17 protein-coding genes are annotated in these 16,241 nt (G+C 61.9%); 10 read left to right on the forward strand and 7 right to left on the reverse strand.

Features of this window, described 5'->3' with window-relative positions; all coding sequences use genetic code 11:
• Positions 1 to 11: 11 nt before the first annotated feature.
• Together C7T36_RS13135 and C7T36_RS13140 are read right to left on the reverse strand one after the other, a co-directional pair.
• A complete protein-coding gene (locus tag C7T36_RS13135; RefSeq protein WP_045065944.1) occupies positions 12 to 1,301 on the reverse strand; it encodes an ABC transporter substrate-binding protein in 1,290 nt (429 codons plus the stop codon).
• A 169-nt stretch (positions 1,302 to 1,470) separates the two neighbouring features.
• Complete coding sequence (locus C7T36_RS13140) at positions 1,471 to 2,544, reverse strand: ABC transporter ATP-binding protein (RefSeq protein WP_033237063.1); 1,074 nt, start codon at positions 2,542 to 2,544, stop codon at positions 1,471 to 1,473.
• Between the two features lie 113 nt (positions 2,545 to 2,657).
• Here C7T36_RS13140 and C7T36_RS13145 point away from each other — a divergent pair, with 113 nt between their 5' ends.
• The 3 genes from C7T36_RS13145 (at position 2,658) to C7T36_RS13155 (ending at position 4,425) form a co-directional block, all read left to right on the forward strand.
• Positions 2,658 to 3,494, forward strand: a complete 837-nt coding sequence (locus C7T36_RS13145; protein WP_045065947.1) for a DUF2786 domain-containing protein — start codon at positions 2,658 to 2,660, stop codon at positions 3,492 to 3,494.
• Positions 3,495 to 3,551: 57 nt separating this feature from the next.
• Positions 3,552 to 3,995: a TIGR04338 family metallohydrolase gene (locus tag C7T36_RS13150; RefSeq protein WP_233366399.1), complete on the forward strand. Its 444-nt coding sequence runs from the start codon at positions 3,552 to 3,554 to the stop codon at positions 3,993 to 3,995.
• 61 nt (positions 3,996 to 4,056) lie between these two features.
• Entirely contained in the window at positions 4,057 to 4,425 is a 369-nt protein-coding gene (locus C7T36_RS13155; RefSeq protein WP_045065952.1) for a helix-turn-helix domain-containing protein, read from the forward strand.
• A 1-nt stretch (position 4,426) separates the two neighbouring features.
• On the opposite strand, the gene C7T36_RS13160 is transcribed toward C7T36_RS13155, so the two are convergent.
• Positions 4,427 to 5,014: an ATP-dependent Clp protease proteolytic subunit gene (locus tag C7T36_RS13160; protein WP_045066812.1), complete on the reverse strand. Its 588-nt coding sequence runs from the start codon at positions 5,012 to 5,014 to the stop codon at positions 4,427 to 4,429.
• Positions 5,015 to 5,019: 5 nt separating this feature from the next.
• Positions 5,020 to 5,628: a ClpP family protease gene (locus C7T36_RS13165; RefSeq protein ID WP_045065954.1), complete on the reverse strand. Its 609-nt coding sequence runs from the start codon at positions 5,626 to 5,628 to the stop codon at positions 5,020 to 5,022.
• Between the two features lie 226 nt (positions 5,629 to 5,854).
• Between C7T36_RS13165 and C7T36_RS13170 the strand changes: the two genes are divergently transcribed.
• The 7 genes from C7T36_RS13170 (at position 5,855) to C7T36_RS13200 (ending at position 12,065) form a co-directional block, all read left to right on the forward strand.
• Positions 5,855 to 6,556 (forward strand): Clp protease N-terminal domain-containing protein, encoded by a 702-nt coding sequence (locus C7T36_RS13170; protein ID WP_033237058.1) that lies wholly within the window; start codon positions 5,855 to 5,857, stop codon positions 6,554 to 6,556.
• 58 nt (positions 6,557 to 6,614) lie between these two features.
• The gene (locus C7T36_RS13175) at positions 6,615 to 8,291 is read left to right on the forward strand and encodes an FAD-dependent oxidoreductase (protein ID WP_045065955.1); all 1,677 of its coding nucleotides are present in this window, start codon (positions 6,615 to 6,617) and stop codon (positions 8,289 to 8,291) included.
• Positions 8,288 to 8,641 (forward strand): ferredoxin family protein, encoded by a 354-nt coding sequence (locus C7T36_RS13180; RefSeq protein WP_033237056.1) that lies wholly within the window; start codon positions 8,288 to 8,290, stop codon positions 8,639 to 8,641. Before C7T36_RS13175 ends, C7T36_RS13180 begins: the two co-directional genes overlap by 4 nt.
• Positions 8,638 to 9,639: an ABC transporter substrate-binding protein gene (locus C7T36_RS13185; protein WP_045065956.1), complete on the forward strand. Its 1,002-nt coding sequence runs from the start codon at positions 8,638 to 8,640 to the stop codon at positions 9,637 to 9,639. Before C7T36_RS13180 ends, C7T36_RS13185 begins: the two co-directional genes overlap by 4 nt.
• On the forward strand, positions 9,636 to 10,481 hold the full coding sequence (locus C7T36_RS13190) for an ABC transporter permease (RefSeq protein ID WP_045065957.1): 846 nt from the start codon (positions 9,636 to 9,638) through the stop codon (positions 10,479 to 10,481). The genes C7T36_RS13185 and C7T36_RS13190 overlap by 4 nt, the downstream gene beginning before the upstream one ends.
• Positions 10,478 to 11,206 (forward strand): ABC transporter ATP-binding protein, encoded by a 729-nt coding sequence (locus C7T36_RS13195; RefSeq protein ID WP_045065960.1) that lies wholly within the window; start codon positions 10,478 to 10,480, stop codon positions 11,204 to 11,206. Before C7T36_RS13190 ends, C7T36_RS13195 begins: the two co-directional genes overlap by 4 nt.
• 64 nt (positions 11,207 to 11,270) lie before the next feature.
• Entirely contained in the window at positions 11,271 to 12,065 is a 795-nt protein-coding gene (locus tag C7T36_RS13200; RefSeq protein WP_033237104.1) for an LLM class F420-dependent oxidoreductase, read from the forward strand.
• 53 nt (positions 12,066 to 12,118) lie between these two features.
• Here C7T36_RS13200 and C7T36_RS13205 read toward each other — a convergent pair whose 3' ends face one another.
• The 3 genes from C7T36_RS13205 to C7T36_RS13215 are packed head-to-tail and all read right to left on the reverse strand — an operon-like array spanning position 12,119 to position 15,998.
• Positions 12,119 to 13,810, reverse strand: coding sequence for an acyl-CoA dehydrogenase family protein (locus tag C7T36_RS13205; RefSeq protein ID WP_045065962.1), 1,692 nt, complete (start codon positions 13,808 to 13,810; stop codon positions 12,119 to 12,121).
• Positions 13,811 to 13,820: 10 nt separating this feature from the next.
• Complete coding sequence (locus C7T36_RS13210; protein ID WP_045065964.1) at positions 13,821 to 15,326, reverse strand: class I adenylate-forming enzyme family protein; 1,506 nt, start codon at positions 15,324 to 15,326, stop codon at positions 13,821 to 13,823.
• 36 nt (positions 15,327 to 15,362) lie between these two features.
• The gene (locus C7T36_RS13215; RefSeq protein ID WP_045065966.1) at positions 15,363 to 15,998 is read right to left on the reverse strand and encodes a TetR/AcrR family transcriptional regulator C-terminal domain-containing protein; all 636 of its coding nucleotides are present in this window, start codon (positions 15,996 to 15,998) and stop codon (positions 15,363 to 15,365) included.
• Between the last annotated feature and the right edge of the window lie 243 nt (positions 15,999 to 16,241).

Raw genomic sequence — 16,241 nt, forward strand, 5'->3', positions numbered from 1 at the left:
CTCCTGGTAGATCAGTTACCGGCGGTTTCGATGCCGGCCTTGGTGTCCGCCAAAGCCTGCTCGACGGTCTTCTCGCCGCGAATAGCAGCGTAGGTGTTGTCGGAAATCGACTTCGACACCTGCGTGTAGTACGGCGTGACGGGACGCGGCTGCGCGGTGGCAAGCGCTTCCTTCAGTGTCGCGAAGTACGGGAACTCTGCAAGTACTGCCGGGTCGTCGTAGACAGCCGAGAGGACGGGCGCGCCGCCGACCGCGGTGAAGTACGTCTGCGACTTCTTGGTCTGCATGAACTCGAGGAAGTCGCGTGCCGTGGCCGGAGCGTCCGAGAAGGCGCTGATGCCGACGTTGTAGCCGCCGACCGTCGACGCGCCCGGTCCGTCGACACCCGGAAGGACGGTGTAGCCGTACTTGCCGGCGACCGACGTCTCTTCACCGTCGACCGAGAAGCCGGACCAGCTACGCATGAACAGGGCCTTGCCTTCACCGAAGGCGCTCTGCGACTCACCCTCGGAGTACGTCAGTGCTTCCTGCGGGATCGTGTTGTCGGCGAAGGAATCGACGATGAACTGCACGCCTTCCTTCGTCTTGTCGTCGATCGCCGGGGTGGTGCCGTCAGCTGCGACCCACGGTCCGTCGTAGGCATTGGTGATCTCGGTGGTGTTGACCGTCAGACCTTCGTAGTTCTTGAACTGACCGACGTAGCAGGAGATGCCGGCTTCGACAGCCTTCGGGCAGTTTTCCTTGAGCTCGGCCCACGTGGTGGGAGCCTTCTCGACGAGGTCCTTGCGGTAGTACAGGAACGCGGCGTTGGTGTTCTTGGGCGCTGCGTAGAGCTTGCCGTTGTACGTGCCCGACGCGACCGTGGACTCGAGGAGGCCCGACGTGTCGATCTTCAGGTCACCCTCGAGCGGAGCCAGCCAGCCGTTGGCAGCAAACTGCGCGGTGTTAACGACGTCGACGCCGATGAGGTCGTACTCGTCGCTCTTGGCCTGCATGCGCTGGGTGATGTCGTCGACCTGCGCGTTGGCTTCCTTCGCCAGTGGCTTCAGGGTGACCTTCTCGTCCGGATGCTCGGCATTCCAGTCGGAGATGATGTTTTCGAGCGCCTCATTCAGGGCATCCTGGCCCTCGACGATCGTGATGGGGCCGCGGCCTTCGCTGGAGGACGATCCCCCGGATGCGGCTGTGGTGGTGGTGTCGCCGCCGTTGTCCGAATCGGACGAACAACCGGCCAGTACCAGCATCGACACTGCCGAGGCTGCAATTGCAGCCCGACGCATCGCCTTCGAGTTCAGAACCATGGATTCGCTCCCCGCTTGTATACGACAAAAGACATCCCGGTAGCCGACGTCACGGCATGCGCCATGAGTGCCGGCTCCCGGCATCGGCCCCTACTGTGGCACGAGACACCCCTACTTGTTGGTATTACGGCGAACCTGAATCGTTCATGTGTCGGATTAGAACGTCGAATCAGCCGAGGCGACGGCCGTCGCTGGATGCAAAAATGTGCACCTTGCCCGGGTCGACTCGAAGATTCACGCGATCACCCTTCTGCGGCGGATTACGCCAGTCACCTCGCGCCACGATCTGTTGTGGGCTGCCACCGATAGTCGTGCGGCCGTAGACGTAGGCGTCGGACCCGAGTTCTTCGACGACGTCGACGTCCATCGGAATTCCCGCAGCGGCAATCTCGAGGTGTTCCGGACGAATTCCGAGCACAACTTCGGTCTCGGGTGTTCCGTTCAATGTTTCACGGGAAACAGGAACAACCACGTCACCGAACGCCACACCGCGATCGGTGAGGGGAAGGGTGAAGAGATTCATCGCGGGCGAACCCATGAAGCCGGCAACAAACACGTTCTTCGGCCGGTTGTAGAGCTCCCGCGGCGACGCACACTGCTGCAGGATTCCCTTGTCGAGGACGGCGACGCGGTCACCCATGGTCATGGCCTCCACCTGATCGTGCGTCACATAGACCATCGTGGTCGCGAGGCGTCGCTGCAATTGCGCGATCTGCGTACGCGTCTGCACCCGCAGTTTTGCGTCGAGGTTGGAGAGCGGCTCGTCCATCAGAAACACCTGCGGTTGGCGGACGATGGCGCGGCCCATCGCAACTCGCTGACGCTGACCACCGGACAGCGCTTTCGGCTTGCGATCCAGGTACGGCTCCAGGTCGAGCATCTTGGCAACTTCCTCGACGCGAGCCCGGGTTTCCGTCTTGTTGGTACCCGCCAACTTGAGCGCAAATCCCATGTTCTCGGCGACCGTCATGTGCGGGTACAGGGCGTAGTTCTGGAACACCATCGCGATGTCGCGTTCCTTGGGTTCCTGACCCGTGACGTCGCGGTCACCGATGAGAATGCGGCCACTGTGGACCTCCTCGAGACCCGCCAACATGCGGAGCGTCGTCGACTTTCCACAACCGGACGGTCCGACGAGTACAAGGAACTCGCCGTCCTCGATCTGGAGGTCGAGCTTGTCGACTGCGGGGGAATTCGATCCGGGAAACAGGCAGGTAGTTCCCTCGAATGTCACTGAAGCCATGACGGGTTGATCCCTTCTACCGGCAGGAACGTGCCGGACGATCCAAGTTGAGGGTGAGTGTGTGCCCCAGCAGCATAAGCGCCGCTGTCGGTATCCGGGAGTACCCTTCTGCGGTGAGTTCGGAGAAGATGTTGACCCGCATCGGCGCTCTGCTGCGCCAGGCAGAATCCACCGATAATCCCCACGAAGGTGAAGCCTTCATGGCGGCCGCACAGCGGTTGGCCACCAACTCGGCCATCGACCTGGCGGTGGCCCGTGCACACACGGCGTCGTCCGAAAAACGGGCGACGCCCACCCAACGGCTCATCACGATCGGTGAGCCCGGCAAGCGTGGCTTGCGCACCTACGCGCAGCTGTTCATCGCCATCGCTGCCGCCAACGACGTGCAGTGCGACATCGCGCAGACGTCTGCCGTCATCTTCGCGTACGGATTTGCCGGCGACATCGACGTGTGTGAGGCCCTGTACTCGAGCCTTCTGTTCCAGATGGTGCGAGATTCCGACGCGTATGTGCGCTCCGGTGCGTACCGCGGTGAAACGTCCGTGCGGACGGTCGTCGAAACTCGCGGACGACGACGCGTCAGCACTCAGGTCCGCAAGCCTGTTGCCGGAGTGACTGCACGGCTCAACTTCCAGATGGCCTATGCGGCGCGCATCGGTACCCGGTTGGCGGAAACGAAGAAGGAGACGGAAACAGTGTCGACTGCGTCATCCTCGGAAACCGCACTGGTGTTGCGTAACAAGGAAATCGAACTCAAGGACTACTACTCGTCCAATTCCAAGGCACGCGGTACATGGCAGGGCGGCGGCCGGGCAAGTGCCGGGCATTCGTCGCATGCACGTCAGGCAGGGGACAAGGCGGCCAGATCAGCACGGCTGGGAAACCTCCCGGAGATCGGTGGCGTCAAGGGGCAGATCGGACGGGGCGAGCGAAGCGACGGGGGTAGGTGAGCGGTGAGAGATAAGCAGCAGTCCGCCGTCTACGAGGCAGAAACCTTGGTGCGCACCATGTTCGACCGCGCGGACCAGCGGGGGACACGTAGCGTCGAAGTTCTGGGATCCACCATCACACTGCCGGTCGAGCGCAAATTCGGATCCGTGGAATCGGTGCAAACGTATTGCAAACAGGTTCTTGCACTGAACTGGGTGGGGGAAACCTGGCCCCGCGCAAGTGTTTCGGTAATGGTGCGCGCCCGCGCCGGAAACACTGCCGCTCACTACTCGAATGACACCATCGCCGTCCCCGATGATCGAGACGGGCGCTGGGCGTTGCGTGAACTTGTCGTCCTGCACGAACTCGCACACCACCTCGGCAACCCCGACTCCGACGAGGCTTCCCACGGGCCCGAGTTCGTCGACCGATACCTCACGCTGGTCGACGAAATCATCGGGCCCGAGGCTGCCTTCGTCCTGCGTGCGATGTTCCTTGCCGGTGGTGTTCGAACCGACTGAGCCCTCTCTGCCCTCGGCGAACCCGGTAGTGGCCGCACTGGTCGGCTGGAATACTCGGCGTATGGATGCGCAGCGCAGATTAGTCCTGGTCAAGGGTGGGTCGGAACCGCCCAACCCGGATGCACCTGCGCGTAAGCCCCCACTGATCCGCGAAGCGTACGGACGAGTGTTGCGTGAGGTCCGACGCGATCAGGACCGGACACTCGGCGACGTAGCCGCCCAGGTCGGAATGTCGAAGCAATACCTGTCCGAGATCGAGCGAGGCAAGAAGGAACCGTCGTCGGAAATCCTGCGCGCGATCTGCGAAGCCTTGGGGATGCCGCTGGAGCACTTGCTGTTCCGATCGGGCAACAAGATAATTGCACTCAATTCCCTCACCTTCGTGCACTCTCCGGCACCGATCTCCGGCCCCGTCCTGATGGCGGCCTGAGTCAGTTCCCTTCGATCAAGCTGTCAGCCAGGCCGTAGGAGATCGCGTCGTGGGCGGTGAATATCCGGTCCCGATCGGTGTCCTTTCGCAGCCGCTCGGCGCTCTGACCGGTGTGCTTACTCAAGATCGTCTCCGTCTGCTCGCGGATTCTCAGGATCTCAGCCGCTTGAAGCGCCAGGTCCGAGATGGTGCCGCTACCTTGCGTCGACGGTTGGTGCAGCAGCACCCGGGAATGGGCGAGAACATGCCGATGGCCCGGAGTACCGGCGGCGAGCAGCACCGCAGCAGCCGACGCCGCCTGCCCCATGCAGTACGTCGAAATCGTGGGTTTCAAGAACTGCATCGTGTCGTAGATCGCGAGCATCGCAGTGGTGGAACCGCCGGGAGAGTTGATGTACAAACCGATTTCGCGATCCGGGTTGTCGGCCTGCAGGTGCAGCATCTGAGCCATCACGACGTTGGCGACGCCGTCGTCGATCTCGGTGCCGAGAAAGACGATGCGCTCGTTGAGCAGCCTACTGAAGATATCGAAAGATCGCTCACCCGTTGGTGTTCGCTCGATGACGCTGGGAATCGTGTACTGGGACATGATGTTCACAATCCGATCTTGGGGAAGGTAGCCTGCGGTGCGATCTCGGCGAACGTCGTCACGACGCGGTCGACGATTCCGTATTCGCGTGCCTGCTCGGCGGTAAACCAACGATCTCGGTCGCTGTCTATCTCGATTTCTTCGGCGGTCCGGCCCGTTTCGGCGGCCAGAATTTCCTGCGACTGACGCTTCATCAACTCGAGGCTCTCGGCCTGGATCGCGATATCCACCGCTGTGCCACCGATACCCGCTGACGGCTGGTGCATCATGATGCGACTGTGCGCCAAGCTGATTCGCTTGCCATGTGTACCGGAGCAGAGAAGCACCTGACCCATACTGGCGGCAAATCCCATCGCTACCGTCACGACGTCATTGGGGATGAGCTTCATGGTGTCGTAGATGGCGAGACCGGCAAACACCGATCCGCCGGGTGAATTGATGTAGAGCACGATGTCGCGCTTGGGGTCGGTAGTGGCGAGGAGCACCAATTCCGAGCACACGCGCTCGGCCATGTCGTCGTTCACCTCGCCGGTCAGCAAGATTGTTCGTTGACGAAAGAGCCTGTCTGTCAGCAGGTCACGATATCCGGTGTCGGTGAGGGTTGGAGTAGTCATGAATCCATTCCTACCGGCGCCGCGGCGCCGGAATCCCGATTGTCTGCTGTAGGCAGACCCGGACCTGAACCCGACGATTCGGACCAGCCTGAACTAAACCCGTGAGCAGCACTTTTCCGCCTTGTCGACGGCAACCGCCATTGTCGTCGCCACGCAGTGGGGGTTATATGGGGTTATGCACATCAGTGCAGGTCAGGGTGTCGAGTTGCGAGAGAGGCCGGGGCAGATGCCAAAGATCAACGTCTATGTTCCGGACGACCTCGCGGCCGCGGTACGTGCCCGGCAACTCCCGATCTCGGCGATCTGCCAAATGGCGCTTCGCGGCGCACTCGATCGCGAAGCACCCGATTCTTCGGTGCGCATCACCGAGCACATCGAGACGGATCTGCCGTTCAGCCCTCACCTGGCATCGGTGATATCCCTGGCTCCGGCCGCTGCGGCCAGAAAAGGTTCGTTGACAGTTGATTCCGAGCACTTGCTGCAAGCTCTCCTCGACGAAGAAGAGAACCTCATACTGCGCGGTCTCGACCACCTCGGGCTGACCCGCGCATCCATACAGAAAACTCTCGATCTGGTGGTACCCGACAAGGCACCCGTCGACGACAGCGACGTCACGTACGGCCCCGCGGCCCGCGTGATTCTCGAAGCAGCAGTGGCCGATGCGCACTTGGCCGGAAACTCCGTCGTAAACGGCGCAAATTTGGTGTGGGCCTTGGCAAACGCTTCCACAGGATATGCCGCCGACGTCCTGGACCACCTCGGATTCTTCCAGGTGACCACTCACCAAGCCCTCGGCTTGATCGAAGTTGGTGTCGGCCACACAAACCGATATGCACCGGCCGGCCAAGCTGCGATCCTCACGGAACTGGCCAAGATCACCGACCGCCTCGCGCGCCTCGAGGCTTCTCTCTCGTCTTCGTGTAGCTAGAGCGAAGAACTCGTAGCCCCCTCTCTTCTCACGCATTTCAGAATGGAGGTGCGCTGTCATGGCGCGCTCACTCCCTCGCTTTCACGGACAGATAGTCACGGACGATTCCGAGAGTCTGCATGTGTCGACCGACGTGCTGATTGTCGGCGGCGGACCGGCGGCAACCTGGGCGGCAGTTGCCGCTGCCGAATCCGGCGCCAGTGTCACGTTGGTAGACAAAGGCTATGTCGGCGCAAGCGGTGTAGCCGCGACGGCGGGAGTCGGCCATTGGCTCGTGCCCCCGGTTCCGGAACGTCGCGACGAAGAAATCTCGCGGCGCGAACGCTCCGGTGGTTTCATCACCGATCGAGTCTGGACCGAAGCGGTTCTCGACGAGGCTTGGGAGCGAACAGCTCTCATCCCGGAATGGGGATACAAGCCCAGTGCCAAGCCGCGCAGTCCCGGCTCACTGTTCGGCGCCCGTCCCGGCGAGCGATCATTTTCCGGCGCCGCCCCGGACTACCTCCGCTTCCTGCGTGGGAAGGTCAGGAAATCCGGAGTCCATGTACTGGACCACAGCCCGGCACTGGAACTTCTCGTGGATTCCAACGGAACTGTCTCCGGGGCAACGGGTTACCAGCGTCAGGTCAAACGGCCCTGGCGCGTCGACGCCGGCGCCGTGATCCTCGCGACTGGCGGCACCACGTGGAAGAGCCACTCACTCGGCGGTGACGTGAACACCGGCGAGGGGCACTTGATGGCCGTCGAAGTCGGCGCCCATCTCTCCAGCATGGAGTTCTCGAACTTCTACGGAATGGTGCCCTTCGGAACAAGCATGGACAAGAACGGATTCTTCGTCTCCGCGTCGTACTGGGATCACCGCGGTGAACCGATCCGGTATCACGACCTTCATCAAAGCCGCGCAGAGCTTCTCGGCGCTTCGCTGCGCGGCACGATCACCGCACAGTTCACTCAGTTCGACAAGGAGATATGGCCGGCGCTGCGCGCTGCGATGCCGAACTTCTTCATGGTGACGGACAAACTCGGGATCGATCCATTCAACGAACGGTTCCCGATGGATTGGGTCCAAGAAGGAACTGTCCGGGGTACGGGCGGAATACACATTCTCGACTACGAGGCGTCGACCGGAGTGTCCGGCCTCTACGCGGCAGGCGATATCGCGGCGCGCGACCGCATAGTCGGCGCTGCCACCGGAGCGGGTGGCCCCAACCTGTCGTGGGCCATCGCGACCGGGACGTGGGCTGGACGCGCCGCGGCCGGATTCTCCGCACATCGTGGATTACCAACCCGATTCGATGTCGAACCGTCCGGAACCCTCGGTGTTCGTGGTCGAGGTGTCAACAGCGTCGAGGACGCTGTTCGCTCGATCCAGTCCGAAATGCTGCCGATCGACAAGGCAGTTTTCCGCAGCAACGACGGACTTGCCGACTCGGCTGCTCGCCTCGATCGACTGTGGGAGAGCACATCTTCCGCCCCGATCGTCGAATACTCCGGCATGGAGGCAATCGCGCAACGCGAGAGCGCCGGAATGCTGGCGATGGGCCGGTGGGCGGTACGTACGGCCATGGCGCGCACGGAAACCCGTGGCATGCATACCCGCACCGATTTCCCTGACACGGATTCGAGCCAAGCTCACCGACTACTCAGTGGCGGGCTTGACGATATCTGGGTGGAGCCGGATACCGAATTACCCCGTGTTGGTATCACATTGGCCACGCAGGGGAGTGCGTCATGATCGAGATCATCAACGCCGACCGCTGCACTACGTGCGACATCTGCGTCCGGATCTGTCCGATGAACGTCTTCGAAGCCGTCCCGGACGCCCCTCCCGTGATCGCCAGACATTCGGACTGCCAGACGTGTTTCCAGTGTGAGGCGTACTGCCCGGCCGACGCCATGTTCGTCTCGCCCTCACGCACACCGGAACCGCAGGGCTCCGAGTTCCTCGACGAAGAGCACCTTCTCGGGCAGAACCTGCTCGGGATGTACCGCGAACGCGTCGGGTGGCGCAAATCGTCCGCCCGCCCGACACAATCCACAGCCGACTATCACCAGCTTGCCCAGAATGCCAGGAGAACACCATGACCATCCGCACTCGCACCAAAAGCCTTGCCGCACTGCTGGGAATCGCACTTCTCGCAACGGTGACCGCGTGCTCGTCGACCTCGGAAGCCACCGAGGGTACGTCGGCGTCACTGGTTCCGTTGACAGTGGGCGCTCCGTGGAACGGTGCGGCCGGTAAATCCCCCACGGACACAACCTCGTTCGGTTACGCCGTCCACGAGGGTCTGGCACAACCGATTCTCGAGAAGTACGGATTCGAGTACAAAGCCTTCGTCGGCTTCAACAACGGTCCGCCGGTGGTGCAGGCATTGCAGACGGGCGACGTACAGGTCGGCCTGATCGGTGATACACCGGCCGTTCAGGCCAAGGCCAGCGGAATCGACGTGCCCGCCTTGGTGATCGACAAGCCCGCGTCCGATATCTGGTTCCTCGGCCGAGAAGGTGGAGTATCGAAAATCGAAGATCTTGCCGGAAAGAAGGTGGGACTCCAATTCGGCTCCAACTTCGACAAGTACGGACGCGCCGTACTCGAACGTGCCGGTGTCGCGGATCAGGTGGAGTTGGTGAATCTGCTCTTCGCCGACGCGCTTCCGGCCCTGCAGCGCGGCGATATCGACGCCGTTCCACTTCCCGCGACGACGGCCGGCATCTGGCGCAAGCAGATCAACTTCCCCATTCTGTCCAAGGCAAGCGTCGACGACCCCGATCTGCTGGCCACCAGCGTCGCCCTGACTTCGCGTGAGACTTTTGCGGCGAATCCCGAACTGGCAAAGGCGGTCTGGGAGGTCATTCAGGCCGGAGACAAAGCAATCGTTGCGGACCACGACGCCTATGCTCAGTTCGTTTTTGATGCCACCGGCTCACCGGTAGATGTGGTCAAGGAAGCAACACTGTGGAATTTCCAGAGCGAACCAGTTGATCCGGACGGATTGAACACGGTGCGTTCGACGCTCGACTTCCTGGTCAAGTCCGGTAAGGCCCCTAATGCCTTCGACGTCACGACCTGGGCAGTGTCATGAGTGTGGAAGCACCGGCACTGCCCACGGTGAGAGCGCCTGAGCATCTCGCGCCGGCACCTACCCGTCGGCGGCGACGCTCACGATTGACCGATGTCGCGCTGCGCGCAAGCGTCCCGGTTGCACTGCTCGCCTTATGGGCAGTGGGATCGGCGACCGGCAAGATCGACGAGAAGACCTTCCCGTCGCCGTGGTCGGTGTGGTCCGCATTTGTCGAACTGCTGACGACAGGGGTTCTGTGGGAGAACCTTTCGGTATCGCTTGTCCGTGTTGCCATCGGATTTGCCATCGGTGGGGCACTGGGACTATCGCTCGGCATCATCTCCGGCCTGTTTGCTCTGGCCGACAAACTCCTCGACCCGACGCTGCAAATGCTCCGCACCATCCCGTTTCTCGCAATCACTCCGTTGCTGATCCTGTGGTTCGGCATCGACGAACGCCCCAAGATCATCATCATTGCGGCAGCAGCGCTGTTTCCGCTGTACATCAACACTCACAGCGGCGTGCGAAACGTGGATCGCAAGGTCATCGAAGCCGGACGAGTGTTCGGGCTCCGTGGCATCGGGTTGATCCGTCAGGTGATCCTGCCGGAGATGATTCCGTCGGTGCTTGTCGGACTGCGGGTCTCGCTGTCGGTGTCGCTTCTCGCGCTCATCGTCGCCGAGTTGAGCAATGCCCCCAAGGGCCTGGGTTTCCTGATGACCTCAGCTCAGCAGTATTTCCAGACCGACATCCTGGTGGTTGTCGTGATCATCTACGCAATCTGGGGGTTGTCGGTCGACCTTCTCGTTCGAGCTATCGAGCGAATCCTGATGCCGTACAAGCAATGGGGGAAGTCCGCATGAGTATTCGAGACACCGGTGTACGCGCCAGTGGCATCGTCAAGACTTTTGGTGATCGCACAATCCTGGACGGTTTCTCGCTCGACGTGCAACCGGGGGAGTTCGTTGCACTCCTCGGAGCCAGCGGCAGTGGCAAGACAACCTTCCTGCGAATTCTTGCCGGCCTCGAGGGATACGACGCCGGGGAGGTGCACGCACCGGATGCGCGGACGGTCGTCTTCCAGGAGCCTCGCCTCATTGCGTCGAAGCGCGTCCAGGACAACGTCATACTGGGTCAGCGCGCTACCCGGAAGAATCGCGAAGCCGCAACCGCTGCGTTGGCCGAGGTGTCACTAGCGGGGCGCGAACGGGCTTGGCCCACAACCTTGTCCGGCGGTGAGGCGCAGCGCGTCGCATTGGCCCGGGCGTTGGTACGCAACCCACAATTGTTGTTGCTGGACGAGCCGTTTGCGGCACTCGACGCGCTCACCCGACTCCGCATGCAGGCCTTGGTGGCGGAACTGTGCCGCAAACATCGTCCGGCAGTGCTGCTGGTGACTCACGACATCGACGAGGCAATCCTGCTCGCGGATCGTATTGCGGTGTTGCGCGACGGTCGATTGAGCGTCCTCGAAAACGTCTCTTTCGCGCAGCCGCGCAATCCAGCGCAACCGGGGTATACAGCTCTGCGCACTCGCCTACTCGAAGAATTGGGGGTCCACGAGTCGGTTGGTGCTGCCCACACGTAGCGGCAACCGGGTGTTCCCGGCCATGATGAAGGGAGTAACCATTTCCTCTCGGCAGGAGCGCGGCATGACTCGTCCGGTACGCATCGGTGTTCAACTCCAACCCCAGCACGCACCCGACTACGGGCTGATCCGCGACGCGGTTCTGCGATCAGAAGACGCGGGGGTCGACATCGTCTTCAACTGGGACCACTTCTACCCGTTGACCGGCGATCCCGACGGAGCCCATTTCGAATGCTGGACCATGCTCGGGGCCTGGGCCGAGCAGACCGAACGTGTGGAGATCGGTGCCCTGGTCACGGGGGGTGGCTACCGCAATCCCGATCTGCTGGCCGATATGGCGCGAACCGTCGACCACATGAGCGGTGGACGCCTCATCCTCGGCATCGGCGCGGGCTGGTTCCAGAAGGACTACGACCAGTTCGGCTACGACTTCGGCACCCCTGGTTCACGGCTGAAACTGCTCGGCGAGTACCTGCCTCGCATCACACGGCGACTGGCCGGTGGCAACCCGCCGCCGACGCGCAATATCCCGGTTCTGATCGGCGGTGGCGGAGAGAAGAAGACCCTGCGACTGGTCGCCGAGTATGCCGATGTGTGGCACAGCTTCGGCGACCGCGAGACGCACCTGCGCAAGTCCGACATCCTGGCCGATCACTGCGCCGCTGTCGGACGCAATCCCCTGGATGTGGAGCATTCCGCCCCGTGGCCCGGATTGGAGAACGCCGCCGACCTGGTGGCCGACGGCGTCACTCTCTTCACAGTCAGTTCGAGCGGACCGGATTACGACCTGACAACCCTCGTCGAGGCAATCGGGTGGCGCGATGAGAACACCGCTCCTGCGTTGAGTGGTTTGGCCTGAAGGCCTGTGCGCCTTTTTGGTAGCGGGAACTACCAGAAAGGCGCACGGGGCGGTTACGCCCTAGCGAGAATCCCTGCGAAATCAGTTCCCACCGGCAGGGTTCCGTACTCGTGACCACGATCCTCGCCCAGTCGAGCGGCAATGAACGCCTCCGACGACGCGGCCGGCGCGTAACGCACCATCAGCGACGCCTGCAGCGCGAGCGCCATGGCTTCGACGACGGTTCGAGCCCTCAGCTGCGCGTCAGCGGGTGCCATCGTGGCGAGCTCGCCGAGCTGGCGTCGTACCCGGTCGAGGTGCTGATCGAGAACCGGGTTGTTGCCACGGGCGAGGTTGACCTCGTGATCGAAGGCGGCGACGGAATCGGGTTCACGAGTCATCGCGCGCAATACGTCGAGCGCGATGACGTTGCCTGAACCCTCCCAAACGGCCATGACGGGCTGTTCGCGGTAGCGACGAGCCAGCGGGAAGTCCTCGGTGTACCCGTTGCCACCCAGGCATTCGAGAGCCTCGTACGAGTGATGCGGGCCGCGCTTGCAGATCCAGTACTTCGCGACGGCTGTCGCGAGACGACGGAACGCCTTTTCCTGCTCGTCTGCGTCGTTGTCCTGTGCCCGTGCCAAACGCAGTGCGGTGATGGTCGCGGCCTCGGATTCAAGCGCCAGGTCCGCGAGCACCGACGTCATGGCAGGCTGATCCGCCAGAACGGCGCCAAAAGCGCTGCGGTGACGTGCGTGCCACACTGCCTCAGCGACCGACTGCCGCATTCCGGCGGTACTGCCGAGAATGCAGTCGAGTCGCGTCTGCGACACCATCTCGATGATGGTCCGCACACCACGGCCTGGCTCACCGATCATGGTGCCGACGGTGCCGTCGAGCTCGATCTCGGATGACGCGTTGGACTTGTTGCCCAGCTTGTTCTTCAGACGCTGGATGCGGAAGACATTGCGCGTGCCGTCGGGCAGGATGCGCGGGAGCAGGAAGCAGGAAAGCCCCTCGCCTGCAGCACCTTCGGCCTGAGCGAGAACCAGGAACGCGTCGGACATCGGAGCCGAGCAGAACCACTTGTGGCCGGTGAGCAGATAATCGGCACCCGGACCGCCGCGGCCCGCGGGCTTCGCGATGGTGGTGTTGGCGCGTACGTCGGAGCCGCCCTGCTTCTCCGTCATGGACATACCGAAGATGGCGGATGCCTTTCCGGGGGCGTCCAACTCGGGCGTGTAGCTGCGTGAGAGTGCGCGCGGCGTCCAGATGGCGGCGACATCAGGCTGCAGCTCGAGCGAGGGGATTACGGCATGTGTCATGGAGATGGGGCACGCATGACCGGGTTCGACCTGGGAGAACAGCATGAATGCCGCTGCGCGAGCAACATTGGCACCGGGCTTGGGGTTCTCCCACGCCGAGGTATGCGCTCCGTGAGCGACCGCGGCCGAGATGATGCGGTGGTACGACGGGTGATATTCCACCTCGTCGATGCGGTTACCCCACCGGTCGAAGGTGTGCAGTTCGGGGATGACGGTGTTTGCCAACTCGGCATCGTGCTGGAAGCCCGCACTGCCGACAAGTTCACCGATTCCGGTGAGTTCCTCTGTTGCCCAGTTTGCATCATGGCGTACGACGCCTTCCGCAAGCACGGTGTCGAGAAGGAACTCGTTGACGTCGGTACGCGGCACCGACTGATTGAGCACCGCATGCGTGCGATGCGGCACCGGATGCGTGACGGTGTTTTCGGAAAGTTCAGTCATGACAAACCTTTCAGCTCGCGCTGCGGATGAGGTGCTTCTGGATCTTGCCGGTGGGTGTACGCGGGAGCACGGTCACAAATTCCACCTCACGCGGAATCTTGTAGCGCGCCAGCTTGTCCGAGAGGTAGGTCTTGATGTCGTCGGCATCGATGACGCCAGGTTCACGCCACACGACATGCGCAACGACGGTTTCGCCCCACTCCTCGTTGGGCTTGCCGACAACGGCCACGTCGACAACATCGGGGTGCCCGGAGATCACGTCCTCCACTTCCTTGGAGTAGACATTCTCGCCGCCGGTGATGATCATGTCCTTCGCGCGATCGACGATGAAGAGATAACCGTCTTCGTCGGTGCGCGCGAGATCGCCTGTACGGTACCAATCTCCGTCGGCGAACGCGGCCGCAGTGGCTTCGGGATCATCGAGATAACCCTGCATGACGGTGTCGGCACGCAACCAGATCTCACCGATCTGCTCGGGCTCCACGTCGATGCCATTGTCACCAACGACCCGCAGATCCACACCGGCAAGCGCGAACTTGCCGATAGACCCGGCCTTGGTCAACTGCTCTTCTGGGTACAGCACCGTGCCGACAGGACCGGTCTCGGTCATGCCGTAAACCTGGCGGAACTCGGTGGTGCCGTAGGACTCCACGAGTCGGCGGGCAACATCGGCGCCGATGGGGCCACCGCCGTACAACCACGCACGGACGCTACCGAGGTTGTAGTCGGCGAAGTTCGGCACCATGTTGAGGGCTGTCGTATAGATGACCGGAGGACCAAAGCAAAGCGTAATACGTTGTTCCTGAACAGTTTCCAGGAATGTCACCGGATGGTACTCACGAACCAGCACAACCGTTCCGCCCATGTAGAGCGTGGACATGAACCAGTTGTTGAGCGGTGACGCGTGCCAGATCGGAACAGCCATGAGCAGCCGCTCATCCCGCGTCGTCGAGACGGCAAGGCCGGCAGTGATCGCCACCCCGACCACGTTGCGGTGGCTGTGGACGCAGCCCTTCGGAGCGCCGGTTGTACCCGAGGTGTAGAGGATTTCAGCCGGATCGTTTTCGTCGATCTCGACGCCGTCCACACCGTCCACGCTGCTGATGGCGTCATCGAAGAAGTCGAAACCGTCTGCGGCAGAGTCTGTACTGACCAACTTTGCGGTGGTTTCGAGGCGACTGACGACGGGTGCCAGTTCGCCGTCGAAGACACACACCGACACCTTGGCGTGTCCAAGTACGTAGGCGACTTCAGGCGTCTGCATCTTGTGATTGATGGGAACGACGACGGCGCCCAGACGCCAGGCTCCCAGCATCGCGTAGACAAAACCTGGTGTGTTGAAGCACATCAGAGCTACACGATCGCCACGCCCCACACCCAGATCTTCCAGATACGCGGCAGCACGCCGGCTTCCGTCCTGAACCTGCTGATACGAGTGTTCGTGGCCGCCTGCGATCAGGAACGGCTTGTCGGGCGTCTTGGTGACATTGCTGTCGAATACGCGAACGATGTTCATCGGCAAATCCTTAAAAGTCCTGATGGAGAGAGAGTTTCACTCCATCGAGCTGTTCAGTACTGCGTCGGGTATCTGAAGGGTGGCGAAAATGACGGCTACCGCTTCCTCGAGCGAGTAGCCGAAGCTCTCGCCGGTTGCGGTCTTCTGAATGACGAGGCCGAAGATCGCGGACCAGAAGGCTTTCGATTCGACGTCGATGCCCGCGCGCAGCTGCCAACCGGTGCGGACCAAAGTTCGGAGGAGGGCAGTTTCGCCTGAGGAGTGCAAGGTGCGGAGCGTCTCGGAGATGAGATCGCGTAGCTCGCCGCGTCGGCCCGTCATCATCATCGCTTCGACAAAGATCTCGACACTCGGAGCTCCCGCACCGAGCAGCGATCCGACAAGTTTCTCGGTGTAGTCACCGACGGTAGCGGCGTCCGCGGCATCAACCTCGGCGCGTTTACCCGCCCGGAGAACAGCAGCGCAGGCGACCTCGACAAAAAGCTTCTCTTTGGATCCGTAGTAGTACGTCACCTGATTGGGATGAGCGCCGGCGGCCGCGCAAATCTGGGCGATGGATACGCACTCACCATGCTCGAGAAACAGTTCCGTGGCCGCGTCGAACAGAGCCTGACGGGTCTGCTTCCCGGATTGCCGTGTTGCTCGCGCTGCCGGTACTGCTTCGGTGGCCATGGACGCACTCCTACTTGTTTGTATGACAAACAATAACTTGGTGTTGTTTGTATGGCAAACAATTTTTTCGAACGCGAACGCCCGAGTGAGAATTACGAGTGATGTCGATCGACACCTCACACACAGCGGACTACTCTTCTCCCACAGAGCGAAGCCCGTTCCTACTCGATCGGGATGAACGCCAGACTAAGCACATTCGATGTTTAGCCAACCGAACAACTCGATTCTTCTCCGAGGAGGTGC

The sequence above is a fragment of the Rhodococcus sp. AD45-ID genome, assembly GCF_003023755.1.
GTDB classification, from domain to species: domain Bacteria; phylum Actinomycetota; class Actinomycetes; order Mycobacteriales; family Mycobacteriaceae; genus Rhodococcus_F; species Rhodococcus_F globerula.